Origin of the sequence: Pseudomonas pudica, assembly GCF_015680405.1 — a bacterium.
Classification (GTDB): domain Bacteria; phylum Pseudomonadota; class Gammaproteobacteria; order Pseudomonadales; family Pseudomonadaceae; genus Aquipseudomonas; species Aquipseudomonas pudica.
Window position 1 is genome coordinate 1 of sequence record NZ_JADLJS010000009.1, and the last position, 25139, is coordinate 25139.

Here is a 25139-nt window from a genome sequence, read left to right on the forward strand (position 1 = left end):
GCCTTGTGTCGCGATGGGCTGCAAAGCAGCCCCGACGATTGCTGCGTTGACGCTGAAGCCCCTGGGGGCCGCTTTGCGGCCCATCGCGACACAAGGCCGCTCCTACAAGGCTCTGCGCAAAGTCCAGATAGCAGAATGCCTCACCCCGCCACCCGCACCACCCCCAGATCAATCCCCAGATGCACCAGCTCGGCATGGGAGCTGACCTGCAACTTGCTCTTGAGCAAAGTCAGGTGGTTGGACACGGTCTTGGCGCTGATGCACAGCTGCTCGGCAATCCCCCGCACCGGTGTGCCCTTGGCCAACATCACGAAAATCTCCAGCTCACGCTGGGTCATGCGCTGCAGGCGCGGGTCGCTGGCATTGTACTGTGAGGTGCAGGCCAGCTGGGTGGCCAGGGGCTGTTCGATATAGGCATGCCCGGCCAACACCCGTTGCACCGCCTCGATCAGCACTTCGGGCGCCGAGTTCTTGGTCAGGTATCCCGAAGCCCCGGCATCCAGCGCCTGGCGTACCAACGGCAGTTCGTCATGCATGCTGAAGAACAGCACCCGCAGTTGCGGCAGGCGCTGACGCAGGCGCCGGGTGGTTTCCAGGCCGCTGATACCTGGCAGGCCGAAATCCATGATCACCAGGTTGGGCACTTGCTCCTGAACCCGGGCCAGCGCCTCTTCGCCACTGGCAGCCTCACGCACCTGTACTGTCGGCAGCACCGCACGCAACAGGCTGGCATAGCCCTGGCGGACCACGGCGTGGTCATCGACCAACACGATATTCATCACACCTCCATGGGAATGTTCAGGTCCAGCGCCCAGCCGGCACCCGGGCGGCTGAGAATGCGCAGTTCGCCGCCAAGGCTGCGGGCGCGCTCGGCCATCGAATGCAGGCCTACACCGGGGCGCTGAGGCTGGCTCGCACCGCAACCGTTGTCGCGAACCAACAGGCGCAAGCCCTTGGCGCTGCGTTGCAGGCGCACCCGTACCTGGCTGGCGCCAGCGTGCCGGGCGACGTTGGTCAATGCCTCCTGCAGCAAGCGATACAGATGCGTGCGGCTCGGCCCGGGCAACGCCGGCAGCCGCTCGCCGACCCTCAGGCGGCAATCGATACCCTGGCTGGCCTGCCATTGGCTAACCAGCAGGCCAAAGGCTTCGGCCAGTGGCATGTGCTGCAGCGCCAGCGGGTACAGGTTGTGTACCAGGGCGCGGAAACCTTGCTGCAGGCGTTCGCAATCGAGCTCCAGGGTGCGGGTCGTCTGCGCCACCGCGGTTGGCTGGTCGGCCACCATGCGCAGCAGGCAGAGCTGGGCCCGAATACCCGCCAGGTATTGTCCAAGGTCGTCGTGCAGGGTCTGCGCCAGCTGGGTGCGCTCCTGCTCCTGCACCGCCAGCAGGGCCTGGGTAAGTTGGGTATTGTCGCAGCGGGCCTGCTCCAGAGACGCGGTCATGCGGTTGAAGTGCTCCGCCAGTTGGCGCGCCTCTGGCAGGCCGGCCTCGCGCAGGCGTGTGGTCAATTGCCCACCCGAGACCTGGCGCAAGGCCTGCAGCAGATCGTCCAGCAAGCCCATGCCCCGCCGCACCGCCCAACGGATGGTCAACAAGCTCAGCAGCAACGCCAGACCGCACAGGATCAACAACTGCTGCAGGGAATCACGCACCTCGTCTATCTCATCCCGTGCATCCACGGTGATCATTACCCGGCGGCCATCCCCCAGCTCCAGCAGCCGGCTGCTGTCGTGGCGCTGGCCAAGCAGTTGGCGGCCCAGCCAGGCATCCAGGCCGGTTTCTTGCGGCAGCCGCGCAGGTTCATCCGCCGCCAGCCAGTGCACCCGCACATGGCGCAGGCTTTGCGTCAGCCGTGGTTGCAGGCTCTGCGGGTCGCGCTCGGCAGTGTCGCCGAGGTATGCCACCACGGCTTGCGCCGACTGCAACTCCCGCTCCACATCAGCCACCGCCTGGTGCAACAGCACCCCGGCACAGGCCAGCGTCAACATCGCGAAGCAACAAGTGACCCAGAGGTTGATCCGCCACAGGGCCGAAAGGTTGACAAGGCGCATGGGCAGTTCTCCTCGGGGTTGCTGCGGCCATCGTAAAACCCGCGCCCATGTGGTGAATTACTACCTTGGTACCGGGCGAGCGCTACTTTCTGCATATTTCCCGCTCCCGGCGGGCTTCCTATGCTGGCGCCATCTGCCGTGGAGTTGCCTTATGCGCCTGCCTGCCCACCTTGCCATGACCTGCCTGCTGGCCCTGGCCGCGACGCTTGCTGCAAGCCCGGCTCCCGCCGCGCAGGCCCAAGGCGGGGAACCGTTGCAGGTGCGCATCGGCTATCTCGGCTATCGCCCCGATCCCGGCCCGCTGCTGTCCAACATCATTCCCGAACCCACCGATGCCGGGCTGCAGGGCGCCGAACTGGCGATTGTCGACAGCAACAGCAGCGGGCGTTTTCTCAAACAGGAATTCCACCTGGCCAATGCCACCGTCGAAAGCCCCGAAGCCCTGCTGCAAGCTGCCAAGGCCCAGCATGACCAGGGCCTGCGGCTGTTCGTGGTAAATGCCCCCGCCGCCAGCTTGCGCGCGCTGTCTGCCGCCCTGCCCGACAGCCTGCTGTTCAACGCCGGCAGCCCGGACGACAGCCTGCGCAGCAACCAGTGCCTGGGCAATGTGCTGCACAGCCTGCCAAGCCGCGCCATGCTGGCCGATGCCCTGGCGCAATTCCTGGTGCTGCGCAAATGGCAGCGGGCGCTGTTGGTCGTCGGCCAGACCGACGACGACCGCGCCTATGCGGCAGCCCTGCGCCGCGCCATGAAGCGCTTCGGCATGCAGCTGGTCGCGGAGAAAGCCTGGACATTCGACAACGACCAGCGCCGCAGCGCCCAGGCCGACATGCCGCTATTCACCCAAACCGCCGAGTACGACGTGGTGCTGGTGGCCGACGAGCGCGGCGACTTCGGCGAGTACCTGCCCTACCAGACCTGGTACCCGCGCCCGGTGGCCGGCACCCAGGGCCTGACCCCTACCGGCTGGCACAGGACCGTGGAAACCTTCGGCGCGGCGCAGTTGCAAAAGCGCTTCGAAGCCCAGGCCGGGCGCTGGATGAACGACCGCGACTTCGCCGCCTGGATGGCCGTGCGCAGCATCGCCAGCGCAGCAAGCAAACTGCGCCAGGCCGAGCCCCGCGCCCTGCAGCAACTGCTGCTCAGCGAGCAGTTGCCGCTGGACGGTTTCAAGGGCCGCAAGCTCAGCTACCGCCCGTGGAACGGCGAGCTGCGCCAGCCGATCCCGCTGGTGCAGCCGCGGGCCCTGGTCAGCACTTCGCCGCAGGAGGGCTTCCTGCACCCGTTCAACGAAATGGACAGCCTGGGCTACGACAAGCCCGAAGTGACCTGCGGCTACCCCTGACCCGATAACCACAACAAAAAGGATTTCGCCATGCGTCGCTCCCCGTTTCACCGGGCACTGCTTTACCCCAGCCTGCTGTCGGGCGCCCTGGCGCTTGCCGGCGGGCATGCGGTGGCCGCCACCGCCTGGGTGTCGAACGAGAAGGACAACAGCCTCAGCCTGATCGACATGCAGACCCTGCAAGTCACCGAGACCCTGCCGGTGGGCCAGCGTCCGCGCGGCCTGCTGCTGTCCCACGACAACAGGCTGCTGTACATCTGCGCCAGCGATTCGGACCGGGTGCAGGTGATGGACGTGGCCACCCGCAAGATCATCAAGGAACTGCCCTCCGGCAAGGACCCGGAGCAGTTCGCCCTGCACCCCAACGACCGCTGGTTGTACGTGTCCAACGAAGACGACGCACTGGTGACAGTGATCGACACCCAGACCGACAAGGTGCTCGGGCAGATCGACGTCGGCATCGAGCCCGAAGGCATGGCGGTGAGCCCGGATGGCAAGTGGGCGGTCAATACCAGTGAAACCACCAACATGCTGCACTGGATCGATACCAGCACCCAGACCCTGGCGGACAGTATCCCGGTGGACCAGCGACCACGCTTCGTCGAGTTCAGCCAGGACGGCTCGCGGCTGTGGGCCTCGGCGGAAATCGGCGGCACGGTGACCATCCTCGACGTGGCCAGCCGCCAGGTGCTGAAAACCCTGAACTTCCAGATCAAGGGCGTGCACCCGGACAAAGTCCAGCCAGTGGGCATCAAGCTCAGCGACGACGGCAAGTACGCGTTCGTCGCCCTGGGCCCGGCCAACCATGTGGCGGTAGTCGATGCCAAGACCTATGAAGTACTCGACTACCTGCTGGTGGGCCGGCGGGTCTGGCAGCTGGCGTTCACCCCGGACCAGAGCCAGTTGCTGGCCACCAACGGGGTCAGCGGTGACGTTTCGGTGATCGATGCCAAAAACCTCAAGGTGCTCAAGTCGGTGAAGGTCGGGCGCTACCCCTGGGGCGTGGTGGTGACGCCATGAATACCCTCGATGTCAGTGACGTGAGCTTTGCCTACGGCCAGCGCGAGGCGCTCAGGCAGGTCGGCTTCAGCCTGGCCCCCGGGCGCTTCGCCGCCTTGCTGGGCCCCAATGGTGCCGGCAAGTCGACCTTGATCGCCCTGCTCACCCGGCTGTACGACCTGCAGCAGGGCGACATCCGCGTGTGCGGCTGCTCGCTGCGCAACGCGGCGCGCCCGGCCTTGCGCCAGCTGGGTGTGGTGTTCCAGCAAAGCACCCTGGACCTGGACCTGAGCGTGGAGCAGAACCTGCGTTACCACGCCTCGCTGCATGGCCTGTCGCGGCGCCAGGGCAGTCTTCGAGTCGATGCCGAGCTGGCCCGCCAAGGCCTCGATGAACGGCGGCGCGAGCCGGTTCGGGCGCTGAACATCGGCCATCGGCGCCGGGTGGAGATTGCCCGCGCGCTGCTGCATGAACCGCGCTTGCTGTTGCTCGACGAGGCCAGTGTCGGCCTTGACCCGGCCAGCCGCCTGGCGCTCAACCAGCACCTGCGGCTGCTGTGCCGCGAGCAGCGCCTCAGTGTGCTGTGGACCACCCATTTGCTGGACGAAGTGCAGCCCAGCGACGACCTGCTGATTCTGCATCAGGGGCGCCTGGTGGCCAGTGGCACGGCCGATGCCCTGAGCCTGCAGCACGGCGGTGACCTCGACCATGCCTTTGCCCACCTGACCAGCGCCCCCACAGGAGTCAATGCCCGATGAATGCTTACTGGCAGTGCTTCAACGGCATTCTCCTGCGCGAATGCCTGCGTTTCGTCCTGCAGCGCACCCGTTTTCTCAGCGCCCTGGTACGTCCGTTACTGTGGTTGCTGGTGTTCGCCGCCGGTTTCCGCGCGGCCCTGGGTATCGCGATCATCGAGCCCTACGACACCTACATTCCCTACGAGGTGTACATCATTCCGGGCCTTGCCTGCATGATCCTGCTGTTCAACGGCATGCAGGGCTCGCTGTCGATGGTTTATGACCGGGAGATGGGCAGCATGCGCGTATTGCTGACCAGCCCGTTGCCACGGCCCTTCCTGCTCGGCAGCAAGCTGCTGGCAACCTCGTTGATTTCCCTGCTGCAGGTGTACGCCTTCCTTGCCATCGCCTGGTTGTATGGCGTGCAGCCACCGGCTGCGGGCCTGTTGCTGGCGCTGCCCGCGTTGCTGCTGGTGGCGCTGATGCTCAGCGCCCTGGGGCTGTTGCTGTCGAATGCGATCCGCCAGCTGGAGAACTTTGCCGGGGTGATGAACTTCGTGATATTCCCGCTGTTCTTCCTGTCCTCGGCGCTGTACCCGTTGTGGAAAATGCGCGAGGCCAGCCAGTGGCTGTACTGGCTGTGTGCAGTGAACCCGTTCACCCATGCCGTGGAGCTGGTGCGCTTTGCCTTGTATGAGCGCTTCAACCCGCTGGCACTGGCGGTATGCCTGGGGCTGACCGTGCTGTTCACCCTGCTGGCGATCCTTACCTTCAACCCCCAGCATGCGGCGCTGCGCAAGCCGCGCTGAGCGGCAGCGATCCATCGCTTAGCGCGAACCCTGTGGGAGCGGGCGCGCCCGCGAAACAGGCGACGCGGTGTATGGCACCGGCTTCGCCGGTGTTCGCGGGCACGCCCGCTCCCACAAGGGAAGGTGACACGCTCTCGAACATTGTTCCCTGTGCGACAGCGTAGCCCAAAGGGTTGGGCAATCTCCCACAGGTTTGCGCGCACGGCTTTCTACTACTTTGGTACTGCCTTTGCTGTCTGATCGTCGCATTCACAATGCACCGCCACTGGCATGTAATGGGTCCATAACAAAAAGGATAAGCCCCATGCCACGTGCCCTGCCCCGGCTGCCACGCCCATTGCTGGTGGCGCTTTCCCTGAGCCTGACGCTGGGCATCGCCCAGGCCGACACCACGCCGCTATTCTCCGCCGACGGCTATCGCACCACCCTCTACCGCAGCCCGACCCCACAACAGGTCGAGGGCGGCCAGGTCATCGACACTGCCACCCTGCAAGCCCTGCTGGGGCACACCCCAAGGCCGGTACTGATCGACGTCTATCGCCGCCAATGGCTGCAAGGCCGCTTCATCGAAGATGAGCCCCACGCCAACATTCCCGGCAGCCGCTGGCTGGCCAACACCGGCGATGGCGAGCTGAGCCCGGCGTGGCACGATTACTTCGTGCGCAACCTGCAACAAGCCACCGCCGGGCGCCCGGAGCAACCGCTGGTCTTTTACTGCCGCTCCGATTGCTGGTTAAGCTGGAACGCGGTAAAACGCGCGAAAGCCCTGGGCTATAAGAACCTGTATTGGTACCGCGATGGCCTGGACGCCTGGCAGCAGGCCAACCTGCCGCTGCAGCCAGCGCAGCCAGAACCCTTCCCCTGAGTTCATCGCCTGCAAACGCGTGCCCGCTCCATCCAATAAAAACGAGGTGAAAAGGCCATGTACAAAATTCTGATTGCCGACGATCACCCCCTGTTTCGCGAAGCCATCCACAACGTTATCAGCGATGGCTTCCAGGGCAGCGAAGTCATGGAAACCGCCGACCTGGACAGCGCCTTGGCGCTGACCCACGAGCACGACGACCTCGACCTGATCCTGCTCGACCTGAACATGCCCGGCATGCATGGCCTCAATGGCCTGATCACCCTGCGCAACGAGGCACCGACCACACCGGTGGTGATTGTCTCGGCCGAGCAGGAAAAGCAGATCGTGCTGCAGGCCATCACTTATGGTGCGGTGGGCTTCATCACCAAGTCCTCGCCACGCTCACAGATGATCGAAGCGATCGAGCAGATCCTCAACGGCAACGTCTACCTGCCGCCCGACATCATCCGAGCCCAGAAAAGCAGCACCAGCCGGCGCCTGAACGATGCCCCGAGCGTCCCGCCGGAGATGCTCCAGGCCTTGACCCGCAAGCAGCTGCTGGTACTCGAGCGCATGACCAAGGGCGAGTCGAACAAACAGATCGCCTACACCCTGGATATCGCCGAGACCACGGTCAAGGCCCACGTTTCGGCGATCCTGCGCAAACTCAACGTGCACAACCGGGTGCAGGCCATCCTCAGTGCCGGTGATATCGATTTCGGTGATTACCTGCGGCGTTGACCTGTTCCGGCCTCTTCGCGGGCTTGCCCGCTCCCACAGGTATTGCGCAACACTGAAACCTGCGGGAATCCTGTGGGAGCGGGCAAGCCCGCGAAGAGGCCGGCGGCTATGCCACGCTGCTGCCCAGCAAATGGCTCATCGCCGCCTTCAGCTTCATCGGCCGCACCGGCTTGTGCATCAGGGTGTGGCCCAGCTCGCGGATCTGTTGCTTGAGCTCGTTGCTGTAGTTGGCGGTGATCATCATCGCCGGTAGCGGCTGGGCGCGGCGGGCATTTATCCGCGCCACGGCGTCGACGCCATTGCAGTCGTTGTCCAGATGGTAGTCGGCGATCAGCAGGTCGGCCTCGGCATGGTAGTTGTCCACCTGGCGCGCCAGGTCCTCCTCTGACAGCGCGGTGACCACCCGGCAGCCCCAACCCTCCAGCAGGGTGCGCATGCCGGCGCAAATAGCCGCGTCGTTATCCAGCACCCACACCCGCGCCCCGCGCAGGCGCTCGAGCATCGGCTCGCTGATCGCCAGGCTGGGCTGGGCCTTCGGCGCGGTGGCGCTCAGCGGCACTTCGACCGCGAATACCGAGCCTTTGCCAAGCCATGAACGCACCCGAATCCGGTGGCCGAGGATGCCGGCGATCTTTTCCACGATCGCCAGGCCCAGGCCCAAGCCGCGGTCCTGGTCCGGGCGCTGCACATCACCGCGCCTGAACTCCTGGAACATTTCTTCCAGGTGCTCCTCGGCAATGCCGATCCCGCTGTCCCATACCTCGATCCGCAAGCCGCCACGCAGGCGCCGGCAGCCCAGCACCACACGGCCACTGCGGGTGTAGCGGATGGCATTGCTGAGCAGGTTGCGCAGGATCCGCGCCAGCAGCTGGATATCACTGCGCACCACGGCGGAACAGCCCACGAAATGCAGCTCAAGCCCTTCGCTGCGTGCCACCTGGGCGTATTCGGCAGCGAGGTTTTCCATCAGTTCGCGCAGGGCGAACGGGGCGACATCGGCCTTGATCACGCCGGCATCGAGCTTGGAAATATCCACCAGTGTACCTAGCAGGTTCTCCACATCCTCCAGCGAATTGCTGACATTACGCACCAGGTGAGCACTGTTGTGCGGCTCGCGGTGTTCGAGCAAGGCACTGGTGAACAGCCGCGCCGCGTTCAGTGGCTGCAGCAGGTCATGGCTGACGGCGGCCAGGAACTTGGTTTTCGACAGGTTGGCCTGTTCGGCCTCGCGCTTGGCCTCGCGCAGGCGCGATTCCACCCGGCTGCGCTCCTCGATTTCGCGCAGCAGCTGCTCGTTGAGGCTGGTCAGCTCGGCAGTGCGCTCGCGTACCCGTTGCTCAAGGTGCTGATACGCCTGGTGCAGCGCCTGCGCGGTATTGCGCCGCTCGGTGATGTCGCGGATCAACACGAAGATGCCCACCACTTCGCCATTGGCCAGGCGGTTCGGCACGTAGGAGCGCAGCATGTAGCGTTCCTGGCCGTTGATGTTGGTTTCGGCAAACTCGAAGGTTACGCTCTCCCCCGCCAGCGCCCGCGCCACGTAGGCCTCCAGGCGCTGGTAATGCTGTTCGCTGTGGGCATCGCGCAGGCTCTGGCCCAGCATCACGCCGCGAGGCCAGCAGTACCATTCTTCATAGACCTTGTTGGTGAATTCGTAGACCAGGTCGGCATTCAGGTAGGCGATCAGCGCCGGCACATGGTCGGTGATCAGGCGAATCTGGTGCTGGTGTGCCGTCTCGGCCCGCTGCCGGGCCTCGCTGAGCAGGTGGTTGACGGCCTTGAGCTCGGCCATGGCCTGGTTCAGCGCTTCTGTGCGTTCGCGCACCTGCTCGGCCAGCACCACCGAATGCTGGAATGCGGCATAAGGGTCGTTGCCACGCGTTACGCCAGACTCGATACGCTCGATCAGCGCGCCGTTGATACGCTGCAGCTTGTGGTTCTGGTGCTGCAGCCGGGCGACCTCGGCCTGCAGTTCAGCGACCGACAGGAGGCCGGTTGCGGGCAATGGCGACCCCGGTGAAGGTCTGGTTGATGTGCATGCCATTGAACTGTTCTCCGTAGGTGTTGAAGCCGATCACCCGCTGCTCGCGCAGGAACGCGCCAATCGGTTCCAGGCCGTGCCGGGCTTCCAGCTCCAGCCGCCGCAGGAAGCAATCGCAACCGATGGTCAGCAGCAGCTGGCCGAGGCGCTGCTGCAAGCCGTCGAACAACTGGTGCAGGTTCGGCAACAGCGGGCCTGGGGTCATCGCGGTGAGCACGATGCCGTTTTCCACGGCGCAGTAGAAACTCAGGCTCAGGTCCGGGTGCACTTGCTGGATTGCCCGCACGTAATACTGGTCATGGATACGCACGGCCAGCGGATGGGCGGCGAACACTTGATGATCGAGCTCGGCCACCGGTACGCCGATGTGCCGGGCGTATTCCTCGGCAGCAGGCTCGGCATTCAGTTCGTATACCCGGCGCTGGGCACTGTCGGCGCCGGTAACCACCAGCTTTTCCTGGCGCGGCAGGATGTGGTGGGTGGTGAACACTTCGAAGTCGAGCCAGGTGTTGACCAGCACCACCACGGCCGCGCCGTGGTGGAACGCGCCACCGAAATACACGTGGGTGCGGGTCAGGTAGTTGTCGTCGCCAGCCGAACCGCCGAAATGCGGGATGTCGCCCAAGGCCGCACTGAGGGCGGCGAGCACCATCTCCTCGCGGCTGGACAAGCCGTCAAGCAAGGTCAGGGCGAAGCTGTGGCCCTTGATCGGCGCCAGGGTATTGCTGCGGCAGGTGCCGACCAGGCGCTCGACCATCTGCTGGGCGTCGATCAGGCTGAAGCGCTCCATTTCATCGATCAGCTCGGTGGCGATGGAAAAGTGCCGATGATCGAACCCGACTGCCGTTATGCAATTGCGGCCGTAGCCCAGCGGGGTGATTTCGCCGGCGCTGGTGCAACCGACCAGGCGGATGCCGCCAAAACCCTGCTCCAAGGCTTCGCCCAAGGCTTGCAGGTCGTATTCGGCGGAGCAGAAGAACAGCACGAACCCAAGGTGCGGGTGCAGCAACTGCGCCGCCAGCTCCTCGGCTGCCTGCCGGGCGTCGGTTGCCTGGGACATGGCGCTGACCACACCGTCGTTGTGAGCCTGCTGCATCGTGGTCTCCGGCGCGGGGTGGCTGAGTGATGAGTGTACGAAGGCGATCATCGAGGACGAATGCTACTTGGGTAGCGGGTGGGCAGTTCCATGGTTGTAATAGCCTTTCCTGAAGATTGCCGGGGCCGCTGCGCGGCCCTTTCGCGACGCAAGGCCGCTCCCACATCGACCGCGCAAGCCCAATTCACGAACCCTGCGCGGACATTGTGGGAGCGGCCTTGCGTCGCGAAAGGGCTGCACAGCAGCCCCAGCAATCTTGAGCCGAGGCCGAGGGCTACCAGGTGAGCACCGCCCCCACCGCAAAGGTATCGGTGTCTTCGTTCTGGTCACTGGTTTCATGCCCATCGATGGAGAACTGGTTGTACTCGGCAACCAGCTTGAGGTTGTCGTTGACGTCATGGAACAGCGCCACGCCACGAGTCTCGTAATCCGCACCGCTGCCCACCGCGCCGTTGCCATCGTCCTTGGTCTTGCCATAGGACAGCGCCACCCGGTTCTTGCCGACCTTGTAGGAGCCCTGCAGCAAGTAGCCATCGCTGTCGACATTGCGCAAGGTCGGTTCGCCAGCATTGTTGGTGAAGAACGGGTTGATACCCTTGGCCTGGAACCCCGAGCCGGTCAGCGACAGCCCTCCCATCTTCGCCTGCACACCGTAGCCGACCCCTTTGGAGGTGACCGACTGCACCGCCGGGTCGGTGTTGTCGGAGGTCTGGTAGCTGCCGTTGACCCAGCTGTAGATCTGCGCCCCACCCAGGTCGAACTGGTAGGTGATCTCGCTCTCGGTACGCGGGTTTTCCTGGTAGGCCTTGCCGGTCGGGCTGCTGTCGTTGGTGTCCACCGGGTCCATGATGCCCACCGCCACCCGCAGGCCGTCCATCACTGGCGTGCGGTAGGTGATCTGCGATGTGGGGAACGGGTACGGGTAGCCGCTACCGATGTTGCCGAACGATACCCCGCCGCCGTCCACCAGCCCCAGGGTGTCGCTGACCTGGCCATAACCGGCCAGCAGTTCGTCGAGCAGGATGTTGGAACGGGCGAACAACCCGAAGTCCTTGCCGATCAGCACCTCGCCCCACTCGGGGTTGGCCACGGTACCGTAGAACTGGCGCACATCGATGGCGGTGTCGGTACCGTTGGTTTCGCTGTCGTTGATGGTCACCCAGAACGAGGCACGCGCGCCGAGCTTCAGGTCATCCACCTGCTTGCCCATGTTGAAGCCCAGGTAGTTGGGCAGAAAGCCCATTTTCACCCGAGACTGGCGGCGATCGAACTGCTCGCCCTGCCGGTCGACATCGCTGTTGACGTAGAAGGCGTTGATATAGCCGTCGGTGGAAAACGTCGTCTGGTCCTTGTCGTACAGCATGATCTCGGCCTTGGCTAAGCTGCTCAGGCAAAGGGTCGACAGGCTGACGGTAACAGCCGCCAGCAAGCGTGGGGACAGTTTCTTATTGTTGTACATGGCGCGCTCCGAAACGGGGACGGGATGTCGGAGGCGATTATCAGAAGCAGGCAAACAGCCAGAAACGCTGCCTTGGAATGGGCTGCCAGGTGCTTTGGGCCAGCGCATGGGGCGTGATGATTCCGGCCCAGGACCGGGTTACACCCAGAGGCAAGACTTCTGGCGTAACCCACAGGAGCAGGCGAGGATCAATACGGCAGACTGGAGCGGGCCCCGGTCAAAGGTCCAGTGCACCACTGAGCAACGCGCCTAGCGTGCTTGAGGCATCAGCCCGTTGCTCGTCCAGCAGACACAACGGCAGGCCTTGCCAGGCGGGTGGCGAATCGGCCAGCCCCTCGCCAATCAAGGCCAGCGGACAAGCGATCCGCATTTGCAGCGAACGCAGGCGCCTGGCCAAGGCAGGGTCCACCGGCACCTGAACCTTGATCACCAGTGCCGCAGGCTGCATCGCCGCACATAGCATGGGGAGTTCTTCCAGCGGCTGCCCGCACCCGAGTACTTCGATGCGTTGCTGCTCGCCGCTCAACAACAGCCCGGTACACAATACCTGCAGTTCGGCTTGCCCCTCGGTGCCTGCCAGCAGCACGCGCGGCGCATCGGCCTGGTTCATCTGCAGACGCAGCAGCAGGCGGGCGCGCAGGAACATGTCCAGAAACAGCCATTGGCTACGCTGGCCCGGCGCAATGCCTGAAGCCAGGCCATGCCAGACCGGCATAAGCACTTCGCGCAGCACGCTGGCCTTGGGCAGGATGGTGAACAACTGCCCGTGGATGGCTTCCAGCGCTTGTGTATCGAATGCCTTGGTGGCGCGCTCCACGGCGACGCGCCAGTCGTCGAAGCCCGAGTGCTGCTGCACCGGCGCATCTGGCTGACCTGCGAGGATGTCGCCTACCTTGCTGATGGGCACGCCATTGCAGGTCCAGTGCAAGATGTCGCGTATGCGCTGGACATCCCGGGCCGTGTACAGGCGATGGCCACCCTCGGTGCGCTGCGGGCTTATCAACCCATGGCGCCGCTCCCAGGCCCGCAACGTCACCGGATTGATGCCGGTCAGGCTGACCACATCGCGCATGGGTAACAAATCGGCTGGGGTGGCGTCAGTCATGATGAGGGTTTATCTGGGGGGTGGCACATTCTAAACCCATATGCACCTTCTGCGGCGAGCCTCGTTGGTTCATCATGCAACAAACGGCGCCGAGGCCTTCTGCACGCAGGCCAGGCTGCGCACTTCGCATACAAATGCCTGTAGGTGGGCCCCATGATCAACGCGAAACTCCTGCAACTGATGGTCGAGCATTCAAACGATGGCATCGTCGTCGCAGAGCAAGAAGGCGACGACAGCATCCTTATCTACGTCAACCCCGCCTTCGAGCGCCTGACCGGCTATCGCGCCGAGGAAATCCTGTATCAGGACTGCCGTTTTCTGCAGGGCGAAGATCATGACCAGGCGGGCCTCGACAGCATCCGCGAGGCAATCCGTGGAGGCCTCCCGTGCTGCCAGGTGCTGCGCAATTACCGCAAGGACGGGAGCCTGTTCTGGAACGAGTTGTCCATCACGCCCGTGCACAACGAAGCGGACCAATTGACGTACTACATCGGCATCCAGCGCGACGTTACAGCGCAGGTTTTCGCCGAGGAAAAGCTGCGCGAGCTGGAGGCCGAGGTAGCTGAATTGCGCCGGCAACTGGGCCAGGCGGAGCGCTGAACAAAACCTATACAAGGTCGTTGACTTGTATAGATTTACGCTTAGACTTCAGCTATACCTGTACAGCAAGCCATTTCTGTACAGGATTTCCTGGAGCCCAGCATGTCAGCGTATCTGCAGCAATTCGCCGAGCATTTCACCCGCCTCGACGGGGGCAACCTCGGCACCCTTGAAAAGCTGTACAGCGACGATGTCACCTTTCGCGATCCGTTGCATCAGATCCAGGGGCTGCCGGCTCTGCGGGCCTATTTCGCGCAGTTGTACGCCAACGCTCACGATATCCGCTATGCCTTTTCCAGCATCGACGAAGTGACGCCCGGGCAAGGTTACCTGCGCTGGACCCTGCAGTTCCGCCATCCACGCCTGGCCGGTGGTGAGCAGATCACCTTGCAGGGATGCAGCTACCTGCAATGGCATGAACGGGTCCATTTCCACCAGGACTATTTCGACGCAGCAGCCCTGCTCTACGAACACGTTCCGGTCATGGGCAGTGCGATTCGATGGCTCAAAGGCAGGGTCGCATGAGCCGTTGCTGGCTGACTGGCGCAAGCAGCGGTATCGGTGCCGCACTTGCACGATGCCTGCTGGAGCAAGGCCACCAGGTTGCCTTGGGCGGACGCAATGCGGATCGTCTCGCGCCGTTGGCTGAACACTTTCCCGGGCAGGTGCTGCTGGCCATTGGCGACCTCGACGACCCTGTACAGGTATCCGGGATCGCAACCCGTATCGAGCAGGCCTGGGGAGCGCTGGACCGGGTGATCCTCAATGCCGGCACCTGCGAGTACCTGGAGCCGGGCCATTTCGACCCAGCCCTTGTCGAGCGCGTGGTGCGTACCAATTTCCTTGCCGTCAGCTACTGCCTGGCTGCGGCCCTGCCCTTGCTTCGCGCCGGTCAGCACCCTCACCTGGTAGTGATGGGCAGTTCGGTAACCTGGCTGGCCCTGCCCCGCGCCGGTGCCTATGGCGCGTCCAAGGCAGCCGTGCGCTATCTGGTGGAATCGCAGCGCATCGACCTGGCCCGCGAAGGCATCGCCGTCACCCTCGTCAGCCCTGGCTTTGTAGATACGCCATTGACCCGTCGCAACGATTTCCCCATGCCCCAGCTATGGTCGGCACAGCGCGCAGCCAGCCATATCGCCAGACGCCTTCCCGAGCGCCCGCTGGAAATCAACTTCCCCCTGCTTTTCACCCTGGTATTGCGACTGCTCGGCGCACTGCCCGCACGCCTGCGCCTGGCGCTAGGGCAACACCTTGCCCGTCATGAACAGGAATGATGATCCATGCGTATAGCAATCATCGGCAGCGGCATCGCAGGGCTATCCTGCGCTCATCTGCTGTCACGCAGGCATGAGGTTACGGTTTTCGAAGCCGAGCAATGGATCGGGGGCCACACGCATACCCTCGATGTGATCTGGCAGGGTGAACGCCATGCAATAGATACCGGCTTCATCGTATTCAATGACTGGACCTATCCGCACTTCATCCGCTTGCTCGATCACCTGAAAGTCGCCTCGCAGCCGACCGAAATGAGTTTCTCCGTGCATGATCCGGCCACCGGCCTGGAATACAACGGGCACGACCTGAACACCCTGTTTGTCCAACGCCGCAACCTGGTGTCCCCGGGGTTCTGGGGGATGCTAAGGGACATTCTGCGTTTCAACCGTCAGGCGCTCGCCGACCTGGATAACCAGCGTATCGATGCCAACGCTACCCTGGGCGCCTACCTCCAAATGCAGCGGTATGGGCAGCGCTTCATCGATCATTACATCGTACCGATGGGCTCGGCGATATGGTCGATGTCCCGCGCGGACATGCTCGGCTTCCCGCTTGCGTTCTTTGTGCGGTTCTGTCGCAACCACGGCTTGTTGTCGGTCAACCAACGCCCACAGTGGCGCGTGATCGAAGGGGGCTCGCGCAGCTATGTCGGTCCGCTGTGCCGACCGTTTGCCGGGCGCATCCGCCTCGGCTGCAAGGTTTACCGGGTCAGCCGCGACGAAGGTGGCGTCACCTTGATGAGCGCTGCCGGTACCGAACGTTACGACAATGTGGTGTTTGCCTGCCACAGCGACCAGGCCCTGGCGCTGCTGGAAGCGCCGAGCGTGCAGGAGCGGGAAGTGCTCGGCGCCATCGGCTATGCCAGCAACGATGTGGTGCTGCACACCGATACCCGTCTGCTACCCCGCCGCAAACGCGCCTGGGCCAGCTGGAACTACCGGCTCGGCGGGCCACAGCAGGCGCCTGCCGCGCTGACTTACAACATGAACATTCTGCAAGGCATCCAGGCACCGACGACGTTCTGCGTGAGCCTCAACCAGACCGCGCTGGTGGATCCGGCGCAGATCATTGCCCGCTTCCAGTACGACCATCCGCAGTACAGCCTTGCGGCGTGCGCCGCGCAGGCGCGCCAGGAACAGCTGCAGGGCTATCGCCACAGTTACTTCTGCGGCGCCTACTGGGGCAACGGTTTTCACGAGGATGGCGTGGTCAGTGCGTTGAAGGTGGCCGCGCTTTTCGGAGAGCACCTGTGAACAGCAGCCTTTGCGTGGGTTGGGTCAGCCACCGGCGCCTGGCGCCGCGCCCCCACGCCTTCCGCTACAGGATCGGCATGTTCTACCTGGACCTGGACGAGCAAGCCTGGCTGACAGGCCTGTCACGTTGGCTGTGGCGCTGGCGTCTGGCGCCGCTCAGCTGGCACCCGGCAGATTACCTGCCAGCTCGGACCCGCCGCGGCGAGACGCTGGCCCAGGCTGCACGTTCGCTGGTGCACAACGCGACGGGAGAGATGCCTGAGGGGCCGGTGCACCTGCTCACGCAATTGCGTTGCTGGGGGCTGTCGTTCAACCCGGTCAGTTTCTATTTCTGCCATGACCGCGACGGACGACTGACGGCAATCCTGCTGGAGGTGCGAAACACGCCATGGCGCGAACGCTTCCATTACGTGCTGCCGGTCAGCGAAAACCTTGCCAGGCCTTTCACTGTCACCAAGGCCTTTCATGTGTCGCCTTTCATGCCACTGCACATGGACTATCGCTTGCACTTTGCCCTGGACCCAGAGCGTGTGCGCATCCACATGGAGAACTGGCAAGCCGATCGCAAGGTCTTCGAGGCCGACCTGGCCCTGCAGCGCCAGCCGCTGGATAAAGCCGCCGTGCACCGATACGTACTGGCCTTCCCCTGGATGAGCCTGCGCACGGTCGCGGCCATCTACTGGCAGGCACTGCGCCTGTTGTTCAAACGCACGCCCATCCATGACCACACGCCCAGCCAGAGTGACCTGGCGCTCGGCCATTCCTGCGAGGCCCCTGATGATGTCGAACCCCACCCTGAGCGTTAGCAAGTTCGCCGGCCTCGGGCCGTTGTTCGGTGGCCTGGCACGAAATGCCGTGCTCGCCCGCCTGGGCAGTCTGCGCCATGGCCATTTGCGCCTGCTCAGCCACGGGCAGCAATGGAGTTTCGGTGACGCCGACAGCCCGCTGCAGGCCGAGGTGGAAATCCTTGATGACATCACCTGGAGCCTGATAGCCGGCAATGGCTCGATCGGTGCTGGCGAAGCCTACATCCACGGCTATTGGCGAAGTCCCGACCTGGCGCTGGTGACTCGCCTGTTTGTCGCAAACCTTGAGGTACTTGACACCCTCGAGGGTGGCCTGGCCCGCTTCGGCCGCCCTGCCCTGCGGTTGCAGCACAAACTCAACCGCAACAGCCGGCGCGGTGCCCGCCGCAATATCCTGGCGCACTACGATCTGGGCAATGCTCTGTTCGAGCGGCTGCTGGACCCCACCATGATGTATTCGGCAGCCCAGTTCGAACACCCTGAACAAACGCTGGAACAAGCTCAGTTGCACAAGCTGGAGCGCATCTGCCAGAAGCTGGAACTGTGCCCTGACGACCACCTGCTGGAAATCGGCTGCGGGTGGGGCAGCCTGGCGATCCACGCCGCCACCCGATATGGCTGCAAGGTGACCACGACGACGCTCTCCGAGGCGCAATACAGCCACACCCTGCAGCGCGTTCAGGCGCTGGGGCTGGAGCAGCGCGTGAAAGTGCTTCGCGAAGACTACCGCGACCTTCAAGGCACCTTCGACAAACTGGTCTCCATCGAAATGATCGAAGCCGTGGGCCATCGTTACCTGCCGGTGTATTTCCGCCAGTGTGCCTCGCTACTCAAGCCCGACGGGCTGATGCTGTTGCAGGCGATCACCATCCGCGATCAGCGCTATGCACAGGCGCGGCGGTCGGTCGATTTCATCCAGCGCTACATCTTCCCCGGTGGCGCACTGCCTTCGTTGAGCGTGTTGCTGGATACTGCCAGCCGGCACACCGCACTCAACCTCTTGCACATGGAAGACTTCGGTCAGGACTATGCCCGCACCCTGCGGCACTGGCGAGAAAACCTGCGCCAGGCACGCGCTGCGTTGACGGACCTGGGCTATGACGACATGTTTCAGCGCCTGTGGGAATTCTACCTGTGTTACTGCCAAGGCGGTTTCGAGGAGCGCGCCATCGGTGTCGCGCATCTGCTCTGGGCAGCGCCCCAGGCACGGCGCGCGCCCTTGCCTGGCAGTGCCTGATGAGCCGTCGCTGGCTGCTCGCCAATGCCTTGTGGCTACAGGCTGGCTGGTGGCTGTGCGTATTGGGGGCCGAAAAACCCTTCCTGTCATTGCTTGTGATTCCTGGCCTGGCCGTGCACCTGAGCCTGTGTCCGGACGTCCACGCAGAGGTCAAGGCGCTGTTGCGCGTAACGCCGGTGGGATGTGTGCTGGACAGCGTGCTGGGCGCGCTGGGCGTGTTCGGTTTCGACACCTGGCCACTGCCGCTGTGGCTTGCGCTGCTGTGGCTGGTGCTGGCCAGCGGCATGCGCCACAGCCTGGCATGGGCCGACAGGCACTGGCGGCTCGGTGCGCTGGTGGGTGCAGTTGGCGGCCCTCTGGCCTATCTGAGCGGTGCGAGGTTGGCAAATGTCGACTTGCCCATGGGCACGCTGGAAACCGGACTGTTACTGGTGCCGATATGGGCCGCTACCCTGCCCCTGCTCGCGCGCCTCGCGGTGCGGTGCTGACTTGCGGCATCGTTCGGAGCAGTAGCGCACCTGCGCCCAGCAACGCGCCCAGCGCTTGCGCCAGTTGAACGGCCGCCCACACACCACGCAGATCTTGCTGGGCAAAAGACCCTTTTTCATATCGGCTGCGCCGCATCGAGTTGTGCCAGCAGTGACTGGCCACGCTGCCACACGGCATCGCGACGGTCAGCCGCCATGCCATCCAGGCTTCGATAGACCAGCGCCAGACGTGGGTTAGCCGAAAGTTCGGAGCGATGGCGAATCAGAAAATGCCAATACAAGGCATTGAACGGGCAGCCATCCTCCTCGGTCACGTGGTCAACCCTGTAACTGCACGCCTTGCAATGGTCGGACATGCGCTGGATATAACGACCACTGGCGCAGTAAGGCTTGGACCCCAGGTAGCCGCCGTCGGCGTACATCACCATACCAAGCGTGTTGGGCAGCTCGACCCAGTCGAAGGCATCCATGTAGACCGCCAGGTACCACTCACAAATCGCGGCTGGGGCGATACCGGCCAGCAAGGCGAAGTTGCCGGTGACCATGAGCCGCTGGATATGGTGAGCGTAGCCCAGGCGAAGGGTCTGGCCGATGGCCTGCTGCATGCAGCGCATGCGGGTTCGCCCGGTCCAGTAGAATTCCGGCAACGCTCGCTCGTTGCCCAGGTAGTTGAGCGCCGCATACTCCGGCATGCGCAGCCAGTAGATGCCGCGCACATATTCGCGCCAGCCGATCAACTGGCGAATGAAGCCCTCTGCTGCATTGAGCGGTACTCGCCCCTCGCGCCAGGCCTTGTCGACCTCGTCGCACAGGCAACGTACGTCCAGAAGCCCGATGTTCAGCGCCGCACTGATGCGCGCATGGAACAGGTACGGCTCGCCCTCGGCCATTGCGTCCTGGTAGTCACCGAACGCCGCCAGGCCGAACTCCAGAAAGTGTTGCCAGAGCTGCAGCGCCTCGGCATGGGTCACGGGGTAGTCGAAACCGTCGATGGGTCCGTAGTGGTCGCTGAAGCGTTGGCGTACCAGGGCTATTACCGCGGCCGTGATCTGGTCCTGCTCGAAATGCGCGGCGAAGGGGCCACGCAGCTGTCGGGGCAAGGCCTTGCGATTGTCGCCATCGAGATTCCAGGTTCCACCTGCCGGGCTACCATCAGGCTCCAGCAGCAGGCCGGTACGCTTGCGCATGCCACGGTAGAAGTGCTCCATGCGCAGTTGGCCGCGCTCCCGCGCCCAGCGCGCGAAGGCTTCGCGAGAACAGAAAAATCGCGTGTCGCGATGCCACACAAGCGGCAGTGCGGCATCGCGCAACGCCTGCTCCAGGCGCCACTCACCGCATTCGGTCAGGTGAATGTGCGTGGCTCCCAGGGCTTGCTGCCAGCGCCGCAACTCGCCAACGATGCTACAGCTGTTGCCGTCATCGTCGAGTTGCACATAATGCACTTGCCAACCGCGCTCACGCAGCGCCTGGGCGAAGTGCCGCATGGCGCTGAAGATCAGGACGATCTTCAATGGATGATGCGGCACATACCTGGCTTCCCCTTCCACTTCTGCCATCAGCACAGCATCGCGGGCAGGATCGAGGGCTTTCAGGCTTGCCAGGTCGAACGAAAGCTGGTCACCCAGTACCAGGCCCAGGCGCATCGTTCAGGTTACCCCAGGCTGGTAAACGTTACCGCTATACAGATTCATGGCACACCCTCCAGCAGACGCTGACGCAGTTGTTGATCCCTGGCCCGTGGATCGAGCCAGATGGCGAAGAACGCCCGGGCAAAGTCCGCGTCGGCGATCACCCGGCTGAGTTTGCCATCGACGTAGAAACGGCAGCCCTGCCCCGGCATGTACAAGCCGGTGATGCGCATCCCAGGGCGTACATCCACGAACGCCTGCTGCATGGCCTGGGACCACGCCGCGCGTCGCTGCGGCGTCAGGCCAACAGGATCCAGGCGGTACATTTCCTCGAGGCTGGCCTTCACCAGCATGTCTCTGGACAGCCTTCGGTGATAGGCGAGTTCAAGGGCAAAAGGCCGGTTCCAGTCCTGAACCGGCCCTGCTGCCCATAGCTGTGCGGTGTAAAGACGCAGGCCAAACCAGGTGAACTCACCGGAGCCCAGCCGTTGCGCCGCCGGGAGCTCCGCTCGCCAGTCCGCCGCCTCGGACAGGCCTGTCAGTAGCAGGCAAAGCCAGGTCCAACGAGCAGTGCGCCCCATGGTGACCTCGAGCACTCCAAAATACCTGTACAATATTGGCAATTATGTACAGCTTTTACCCGTATTGTACAATTTTACGTGCCGACCCCGTAGCGACATGTCGGCGCAAGTGGTGAACAGGCGGACATACGGTGGTGCCAGGAAAAGGAGGCAGTTCAGTGAGCCTTGTCAATGACCTTCACTCTCCCGCCAACGTACTGGTCTGCGGAGCCAGCCAGGGGATTGGCCTTGCACTGTGCACGCAGTTGCTGGGGCGCGCCGACATCGGGCGGGTGTTTGCCGTCTCGCGACATGCCACCAGCAGCCCCGCGCTGGAAGCCTTGTTCGCCGAGCACCCGCGACAGTTGGTTCGCATCGATTGCGACGCCTGTTCCGAAGCGGAACTACAAACACTGGCGGCGCGGGTGAGCGCCTGCTGCGACCAGCTGAACCTTGTACTGTGCACGCTTGGCGTGCTGCAAGAGGCACCCGCACGGGCCGAAAAAGCGCTGACACAGGTGGACATGGCTGGGCTGCTGGCCAGCTTCACGACCAACTGTTTCGCCCCTGTCCTGCTGCTCAGGCACTTGCTGCCCTTGTTGCGACAGCAACCGATGACCTATGTGGCACTTTCGGCGCGGGTCGGGTCGATCAGCGACAACCATCTTGGCGGGTGGTACAGCTATCGCGCCAGCAAGGCCGCGCTCAACCAGCTTCTGCACACTGCGAGCATCGAACTCAAGCGACTGAACCCTGCTTCCACGGTACTATTGCTGCATCCCGGGACCACCGACACCCGCCTTTCCCAGCCCTTTCAGGGCAATGTACCGCCGGGAAAACTGTTCTCACCGGCATTTGCAGCGACATGCATCCTGGCGCTGGTGAGCCGACACGGTCCCGACCAGAGCGGTACATTCTGGGCGTGGGACGGCACACCGATTGCCTGGTGACGCCAGAGCCAGCATGGCTTGGCTTCTCTTGTCAGCTGAACACCCAGAGCACGCGGGTGGGCTTGTCGGTGAGGTTGGCGTAACGAAAGCTTGCGTGGGGTTGCAGCTGAAAACTGTCACTGGCGTGCAGCGTTACAGGCTCGCCGCCATCCAGCCAGACGGTCAGTTCGCCTTCGAGCACGAAGCAGCCCTGTTCCGAGCTGTCGTCCAGGTACTCCTCGCCACTGCTGGCCCCCGGCTCCAGGTGGCTGTCGAGCATGGAGAACGCGCCCGTTATGGTCGGGGATGCCAGCACATCGGTGATGCCACCGGCCAGGTGAAGGGTACGGCGCTCGTGAGGGCGGGTGACCCAGTCGAGCTCGCGTGGCTTGTCCAGCTTGTAGAAATAGGCCGTGGAAACACCGAGCTCTTCGCTGATTGCCGTGAGGTCGGCCACGGTTGGGCGGGATACGCCCCGTTCGACCTGGGAAAGAAAGCCCACCGAACGGCCGATGCGCTGGGCCAGTTCGCCCAGTGTCAGGCCTTTGAACTTGCGCAGGTCGCGAATCAGTACGGCCAGGCTTTCGATCTCTTCGTGCACTTTCATGGTTGAATCGCGACTTTCGGATGGGAAAATTGATGCCCTGAAAAGTACATGATTCAACTCACAAAGCAAGATTCTTCATCGCGATATTGGGGCTGCTTTGCAGCCCTTCGCGGGCACGCCCGCTCCCACAGGGATCTCGCTTCTCCTGAACCCGGCGCCGCACCTGTGGGAGCGGGCGTGCCCGCGAAGGGTCGCAAAGCGACCCAAAACCATTCAACTGACTGGCACCAGCCACAGGGCTCTTCCCTTACCGAACAGCCTCGTACGTCAGGTCCAGGCACTTGCGGGCCTTTGCCACCAGTTCGTCGATCTCCTCGATGCTGATCACCAGCGGCGGCGCGATGATCATGGTGTCGCCCACGGCACGCATGATCAGGCCGTTGTCGAAGCAGTACTGGCGACAGATCATGCCGACACCTTTGCCTTCATGACGCGCGCGGGTGGCCTTGTCCTTCACCAGTTCGATCGCGCCGAGCATGCCCAGGCCACGTACCTCACCTACCAGCGGGTGGTCGGCCAGCTCGCGCAGGCGTTGTTGCAGGTAAGGAGCGGTCTTGTCGTGTACCTGCTCGATGACCTGTTCGTCACGCAAGATCCGCAGGTTCTCCAGGCCCACCGCAGCCGCCACCGGGTGGCCGGAATAGGTGAAACCGTGGTTGAAGTCACCGCCTTCGCTGATGACCTTGGCCACTTCATCTCGCACGATCACGCCGCCCATGGGGATATAGCCGGAGGTAAGGCCCTTGGCGATGGTCATCAGGTCGGGCTTGAGGTCGTAGTAGTCGCTACCGAACCACTCACCGGTACGGCCGAAACCGCAGATCACTTCGTCGGCGACGAAGAGGATGTCGTACCTGGCCAGGATCTCCTTCACCTTCGGCCAGTATGTCTGCGGTGGAATGATCACCCCGCCAGCACCCTGGATCGGTTCGGCAATGAAGGCGGCAACATTGTCCACGCCGACTTCGAGGATCTTCTTCTCCAGCTGTTCGGCCGCCCACACGCCGAAGTCGGCCTCGGTCATGTCGCCGCCTTCGCCATACCAGTATGGCTGCGGAATGTGCACGATATCCGGGATCAACCCGCCCTGCTGGTGCATGCCGCTCATGCCGCCCAGGCCCGCGCCGGCCAAGGTTGAACCGTGGTAGCCGTTGATGCGGCCGATGATGACCTTCTTGTTCTTCTGGCCCTTGAGCGCCCAGTAATGGCGGACCATGCGCAGCACGGTGTCGTTGCCTTCGGAACCGGAGCCGGTGAAGAACACATGGTTCATGCCTTGCGGGGCCACATCGGCGATCGCCTTGGCCAGTTCCAGCGCGGGCGGGTGCGCGGTCTGGAAGAACAGGTTGTAGTACGGCAACTGCTTCATCTGCTGGCTGGCGACGTCGGCCAGCTCATCGCGGCCATAGCCCACCGCCACGCACCACAGGCCTGCCATGCCATCGAGAATCTTGTGGCCTTCGCTGTCCCAGAGGTACACGCCCTTGGCCGAGGTGATGATGCGCGGGCCTTTCTCGGCCAGTTGCCGAACATCGCTGAACGGGGCCAGGTGGTGGTCGCGGCTCATGGCTTGCCAGGCAAGGGTCTGCGAATTCTGCTCACTCATTGACTTCACTCCATCAGGTTGCGCAGCCGTGCTGCGCAGGTACTTTTTTGTAATTGGTAAAGATCGCTGTCAGGCGGACTTCAAGAGCATCTGGCGCAATACCGAGCGATGCCGGCAAGCCTTGCCAAAGGACTGGAAGATGGTCAGGTAGTGCGGGTTGTCCATGACCTGATACTCGGGGTGCCATTGCACGGCCAGGGCAAAACCTTTGCTGTTCTCGACCGAAATCGCTTCCACCAGGCCATCGGGTGCCAGCGCCTCCACTTTCAGCCCGGGGGCCAGTACATCGATGCCCTGGCCGTGGATGGAATTGACATCGATGACCGCCGGCAAGCCCATGCGGTCGAGCATGCCGCCGGGCTCTATATGCAGGGCGTGTCGCGGGCCATATTGCTTTTCGATGGGCTCACCCTTGCTTTCGCGGTGGTCCATGAACCTGCCGGTCTCATGCACCTTCTGGTGCAAGGTGCCGCCCAGCGCCACGTTCATTTCCTGGAAACCACGGCAGATGCCGAGCACCGGCACACCGGCGGCGATGGCCGCACGCATCAGCGGCAAAGTGGTGGCATCACGCAGCGGGTCGTGATGGGTGCCCGCTGCACTGGCCGGGCCGTTGTAGTGCAACGGTTCGATGTTGGACGGCGAACCGGTGAAGATCAGCCCATCCACCACGTCGAGAATATCGGCGCTGTCCATCAGGTCTGCGAGGCTGGGTATCACGATGGGCAGCCCACACGCTGCCTGGGCCGCCGCGCGCGCGTACTTCTCGCTGATGGTCTGGGTTGCATGCAGCTCGATCATGCTGGTGCATGCGGTAATGCCGATAACGGGCACACGTGGCATATCTTCCTCCGGCAAATCCATATTGCGCGTTGTATTGAAACGGTAGAAAGGCAGGGGGCAGCGGGGCTGCCCCAA

The 25139-nt window shown here is 63.4% G+C and carries 26 protein-coding genes; 14 read left to right on the forward strand and 12 right to left on the reverse strand.

Annotated elements, in window-relative coordinates:
• Nucleotides 1–140: 140 nt before the first annotated feature.
• Together IRZ77_RS09205 and IRZ77_RS09210 are read right to left on the reverse strand one after the other, a co-directional pair.
• On the reverse strand, nt 141–779 hold the full coding sequence (locus IRZ77_RS09205) for a response regulator (RefSeq protein WP_196173353.1): 639 nt from the start codon (nt 777–779) through the stop codon (nt 141–143).
• Entirely contained in the window at nt 779–2053 is a 1275-nt protein-coding gene (locus IRZ77_RS09210; protein ID WP_046613888.1) for a HAMP domain-containing sensor histidine kinase, read from the reverse strand. Before IRZ77_RS09210 ends, IRZ77_RS09205 begins: the two co-directional genes overlap by 1 nt.
• A gap of 151 nt (nt 2054–2204) precedes the next feature.
• Here IRZ77_RS09210 and IRZ77_RS09215 point away from each other — a divergent pair, with 151 nt between their 5' ends.
• The 6 genes from IRZ77_RS09215 (at nt 2205) to IRZ77_RS09240 (ending at nt 7531) form a co-directional block, all read left to right on the forward strand.
• Nucleotides 2205–3398 (forward strand): ABC transporter substrate-binding protein, encoded by a 1194-nt coding sequence (locus IRZ77_RS09215; protein WP_108480988.1) that lies wholly within the window; start codon nt 2205–2207, stop codon nt 3396–3398.
• 30 nt (nt 3399–3428) lie between these two features.
• Complete coding sequence (locus IRZ77_RS09220; RefSeq protein ID WP_196173354.1) at nt 3429–4418, forward strand: YVTN family beta-propeller repeat protein; 990 nt, start codon at nt 3429–3431, stop codon at nt 4416–4418.
• Nucleotides 4415–5155 carry an ABC transporter ATP-binding protein gene (locus IRZ77_RS09225; RefSeq protein WP_046613891.1) on the forward strand — a complete coding sequence of 247 codons (741 nt, stop codon included), beginning with the start codon at nt 4415–4417 and terminating at the stop codon, nt 5153–5155. Before IRZ77_RS09220 ends, IRZ77_RS09225 begins: the two co-directional genes overlap by 4 nt.
• Nucleotides 5152–5943, forward strand: coding sequence for an ABC transporter permease (locus IRZ77_RS09230; RefSeq protein ID WP_013972167.1), 792 nt, complete (start codon nt 5152–5154; stop codon nt 5941–5943). The genes IRZ77_RS09225 and IRZ77_RS09230 overlap by 4 nt, the downstream gene beginning before the upstream one ends.
• A gap of 304 nt (nt 5944–6247) precedes the next feature.
• Nucleotides 6248–6808 (forward strand): PQQ-dependent catabolism-associated CXXCW motif protein, encoded by a 561-nt coding sequence (locus IRZ77_RS09235; RefSeq protein ID WP_196173356.1) that lies wholly within the window; start codon nt 6248–6250, stop codon nt 6806–6808.
• A gap of 57 nt (nt 6809–6865) precedes the next feature.
• Nucleotides 6866–7531 (forward strand): response regulator, encoded by a 666-nt coding sequence (locus tag IRZ77_RS09240; protein ID WP_196173358.1) that lies wholly within the window; start codon nt 6866–6868, stop codon nt 7529–7531.
• Nucleotides 7532–7637: 106 nt separating this feature from the next.
• Here the strand turns inward: IRZ77_RS09240 and IRZ77_RS09245 are convergent, their stop codons facing one another.
• From IRZ77_RS09245 to IRZ77_RS09260, 4 genes are all read right to left on the reverse strand, one after another.
• A complete protein-coding gene (locus tag IRZ77_RS09245; protein ID WP_135002051.1) occupies nt 7638–9536 on the reverse strand; it encodes a PAS domain-containing hybrid sensor histidine kinase/response regulator in 1899 nt (632 codons plus the stop codon).
• Nucleotides 9505–10668, reverse strand: a complete 1164-nt coding sequence (nosP, locus tag IRZ77_RS09250; protein WP_046613895.1) for a nitric oxide-sensing protein NosP — start codon at nt 10666–10668, stop codon at nt 9505–9507. The genes IRZ77_RS09245 and nosP overlap by 32 nt, the downstream gene beginning before the upstream one ends.
• A gap of 274 nt (nt 10669–10942) precedes the next feature.
• Nucleotides 10943–12127, reverse strand: coding sequence for a porin (locus tag IRZ77_RS09255; protein ID WP_046613896.1), 1185 nt, complete (start codon nt 12125–12127; stop codon nt 10943–10945).
• Between the two features lie 217 nt (nt 12128–12344).
• The gene (locus IRZ77_RS09260; RefSeq protein WP_046613897.1) at nt 12345–13232 is read right to left on the reverse strand and encodes a MerR family transcriptional regulator; all 888 of its coding nucleotides are present in this window, start codon (nt 13230–13232) and stop codon (nt 12345–12347) included.
• 153 nt (nt 13233–13385) lie between these two features.
• Here IRZ77_RS09260 and IRZ77_RS09265 point away from each other — a divergent pair, with 153 nt between their 5' ends.
• From IRZ77_RS09265 to IRZ77_RS09295, 7 genes are all read left to right on the forward strand, one after another.
• Complete coding sequence (locus IRZ77_RS09265; protein ID WP_046613898.1) at nt 13386–13832, forward strand: PAS domain S-box protein; 447 nt, start codon at nt 13386–13388, stop codon at nt 13830–13832.
• A 102-nt stretch (nt 13833–13934) separates the two neighbouring features.
• Nucleotides 13935–14357: a nuclear transport factor 2 family protein gene (locus IRZ77_RS09270; RefSeq protein WP_046613899.1), complete on the forward strand. Its 423-nt coding sequence runs from the start codon at nt 13935–13937 to the stop codon at nt 14355–14357.
• Complete coding sequence (locus tag IRZ77_RS09275; RefSeq protein ID WP_046613900.1) at nt 14354–15106, forward strand: SDR family NAD(P)-dependent oxidoreductase; 753 nt, start codon at nt 14354–14356, stop codon at nt 15104–15106. Before IRZ77_RS09270 ends, IRZ77_RS09275 begins: the two co-directional genes overlap by 4 nt.
• Nucleotides 15107–15112: 6 nt before the next feature.
• A complete protein-coding gene (locus IRZ77_RS09280) occupies nt 15113–16360 on the forward strand; it encodes an NAD(P)/FAD-dependent oxidoreductase (protein ID WP_196173360.1) in 1248 nt (415 codons plus the stop codon).
• The gene (locus tag IRZ77_RS09285) at nt 16357–17166 is read left to right on the forward strand and encodes a DUF1365 domain-containing protein (RefSeq protein WP_196173362.1); all 810 of its coding nucleotides are present in this window, start codon (nt 16357–16359) and stop codon (nt 17164–17166) included. Before IRZ77_RS09280 ends, IRZ77_RS09285 begins: the two co-directional genes overlap by 4 nt.
• Nucleotides 17141–18403: an SAM-dependent methyltransferase gene (locus IRZ77_RS09290; protein ID WP_046613903.1), complete on the forward strand. Its 1263-nt coding sequence runs from the start codon at nt 17141–17143 to the stop codon at nt 18401–18403. The genes IRZ77_RS09285 and IRZ77_RS09290 overlap by 26 nt, the downstream gene beginning before the upstream one ends.
• Entirely contained in the window at nt 18403–18891 is a 489-nt protein-coding gene (locus IRZ77_RS09295; protein ID WP_046613904.1) for a DUF2878 domain-containing protein, read from the forward strand. Before IRZ77_RS09290 ends, IRZ77_RS09295 begins: the two co-directional genes overlap by 1 nt.
• Here IRZ77_RS09295 and IRZ77_RS27085 read toward each other — a convergent pair.
• From IRZ77_RS27085 to IRZ77_RS09310, 3 genes are read right to left on the reverse strand one after another with little or no spacing between them, the layout of a single operon-like run.
• Entirely contained in the window at nt 18829–19011 is a 183-nt protein-coding gene (locus tag IRZ77_RS27085; RefSeq protein WP_075045543.1) for a DUF2256 domain-containing protein, read from the reverse strand. The two genes, IRZ77_RS09295 and IRZ77_RS27085, sit on opposite strands and share 63 nt — an antisense overlap.
• Complete coding sequence (locus IRZ77_RS09305) at nt 19008–20534, reverse strand: cryptochrome/photolyase family protein (protein WP_196173365.1); 1527 nt, start codon at nt 20532–20534, stop codon at nt 19008–19010. The genes IRZ77_RS27085 and IRZ77_RS09305 overlap by 4 nt, the downstream gene beginning before the upstream one ends.
• A 44-nt stretch (nt 20535–20578) precedes the next feature.
• Entirely contained in the window at nt 20579–21100 is a 522-nt protein-coding gene (locus IRZ77_RS09310) for a chalcone isomerase family protein (RefSeq protein ID WP_085598999.1), read from the reverse strand.
• Nucleotides 21101–21258: 158 nt separating this feature from the next.
• Between IRZ77_RS09310 and IRZ77_RS09315 the strand changes: the two genes are divergently transcribed.
• On the forward strand, nt 21259–22029 hold the full coding sequence (locus IRZ77_RS09315; protein ID WP_196173448.1) for an SDR family NAD(P)-dependent oxidoreductase: 771 nt from the start codon (nt 21259–21261) through the stop codon (nt 22027–22029).
• Nucleotides 22030–22060: 31 nt separating this feature from the next.
• On the opposite strand, the gene IRZ77_RS09320 is transcribed toward IRZ77_RS09315, so the two are convergent.
• From IRZ77_RS09320 to IRZ77_RS09330, 3 genes are all read right to left on the reverse strand, one after another.
• A complete protein-coding gene (locus tag IRZ77_RS09320; protein WP_046613907.1) occupies nt 22061–22615 on the reverse strand; it encodes a helix-turn-helix domain-containing protein in 555 nt (184 codons plus the stop codon).
• 247 nt (nt 22616–22862) lie between these two features.
• Entirely contained in the window at nt 22863–24221 is a 1359-nt protein-coding gene (locus tag IRZ77_RS09325) for an aspartate aminotransferase family protein (RefSeq protein ID WP_196173367.1), read from the reverse strand.
• 69 nt (nt 24222–24290) lie between these two features.
• A complete protein-coding gene (locus tag IRZ77_RS09330; RefSeq protein WP_196173369.1) occupies nt 24291–25064 on the reverse strand; it encodes a gamma-glutamyl-gamma-aminobutyrate hydrolase family protein in 774 nt (257 codons plus the stop codon).
• Nucleotides 25065–25139: the final 75 nt, after the last annotated feature.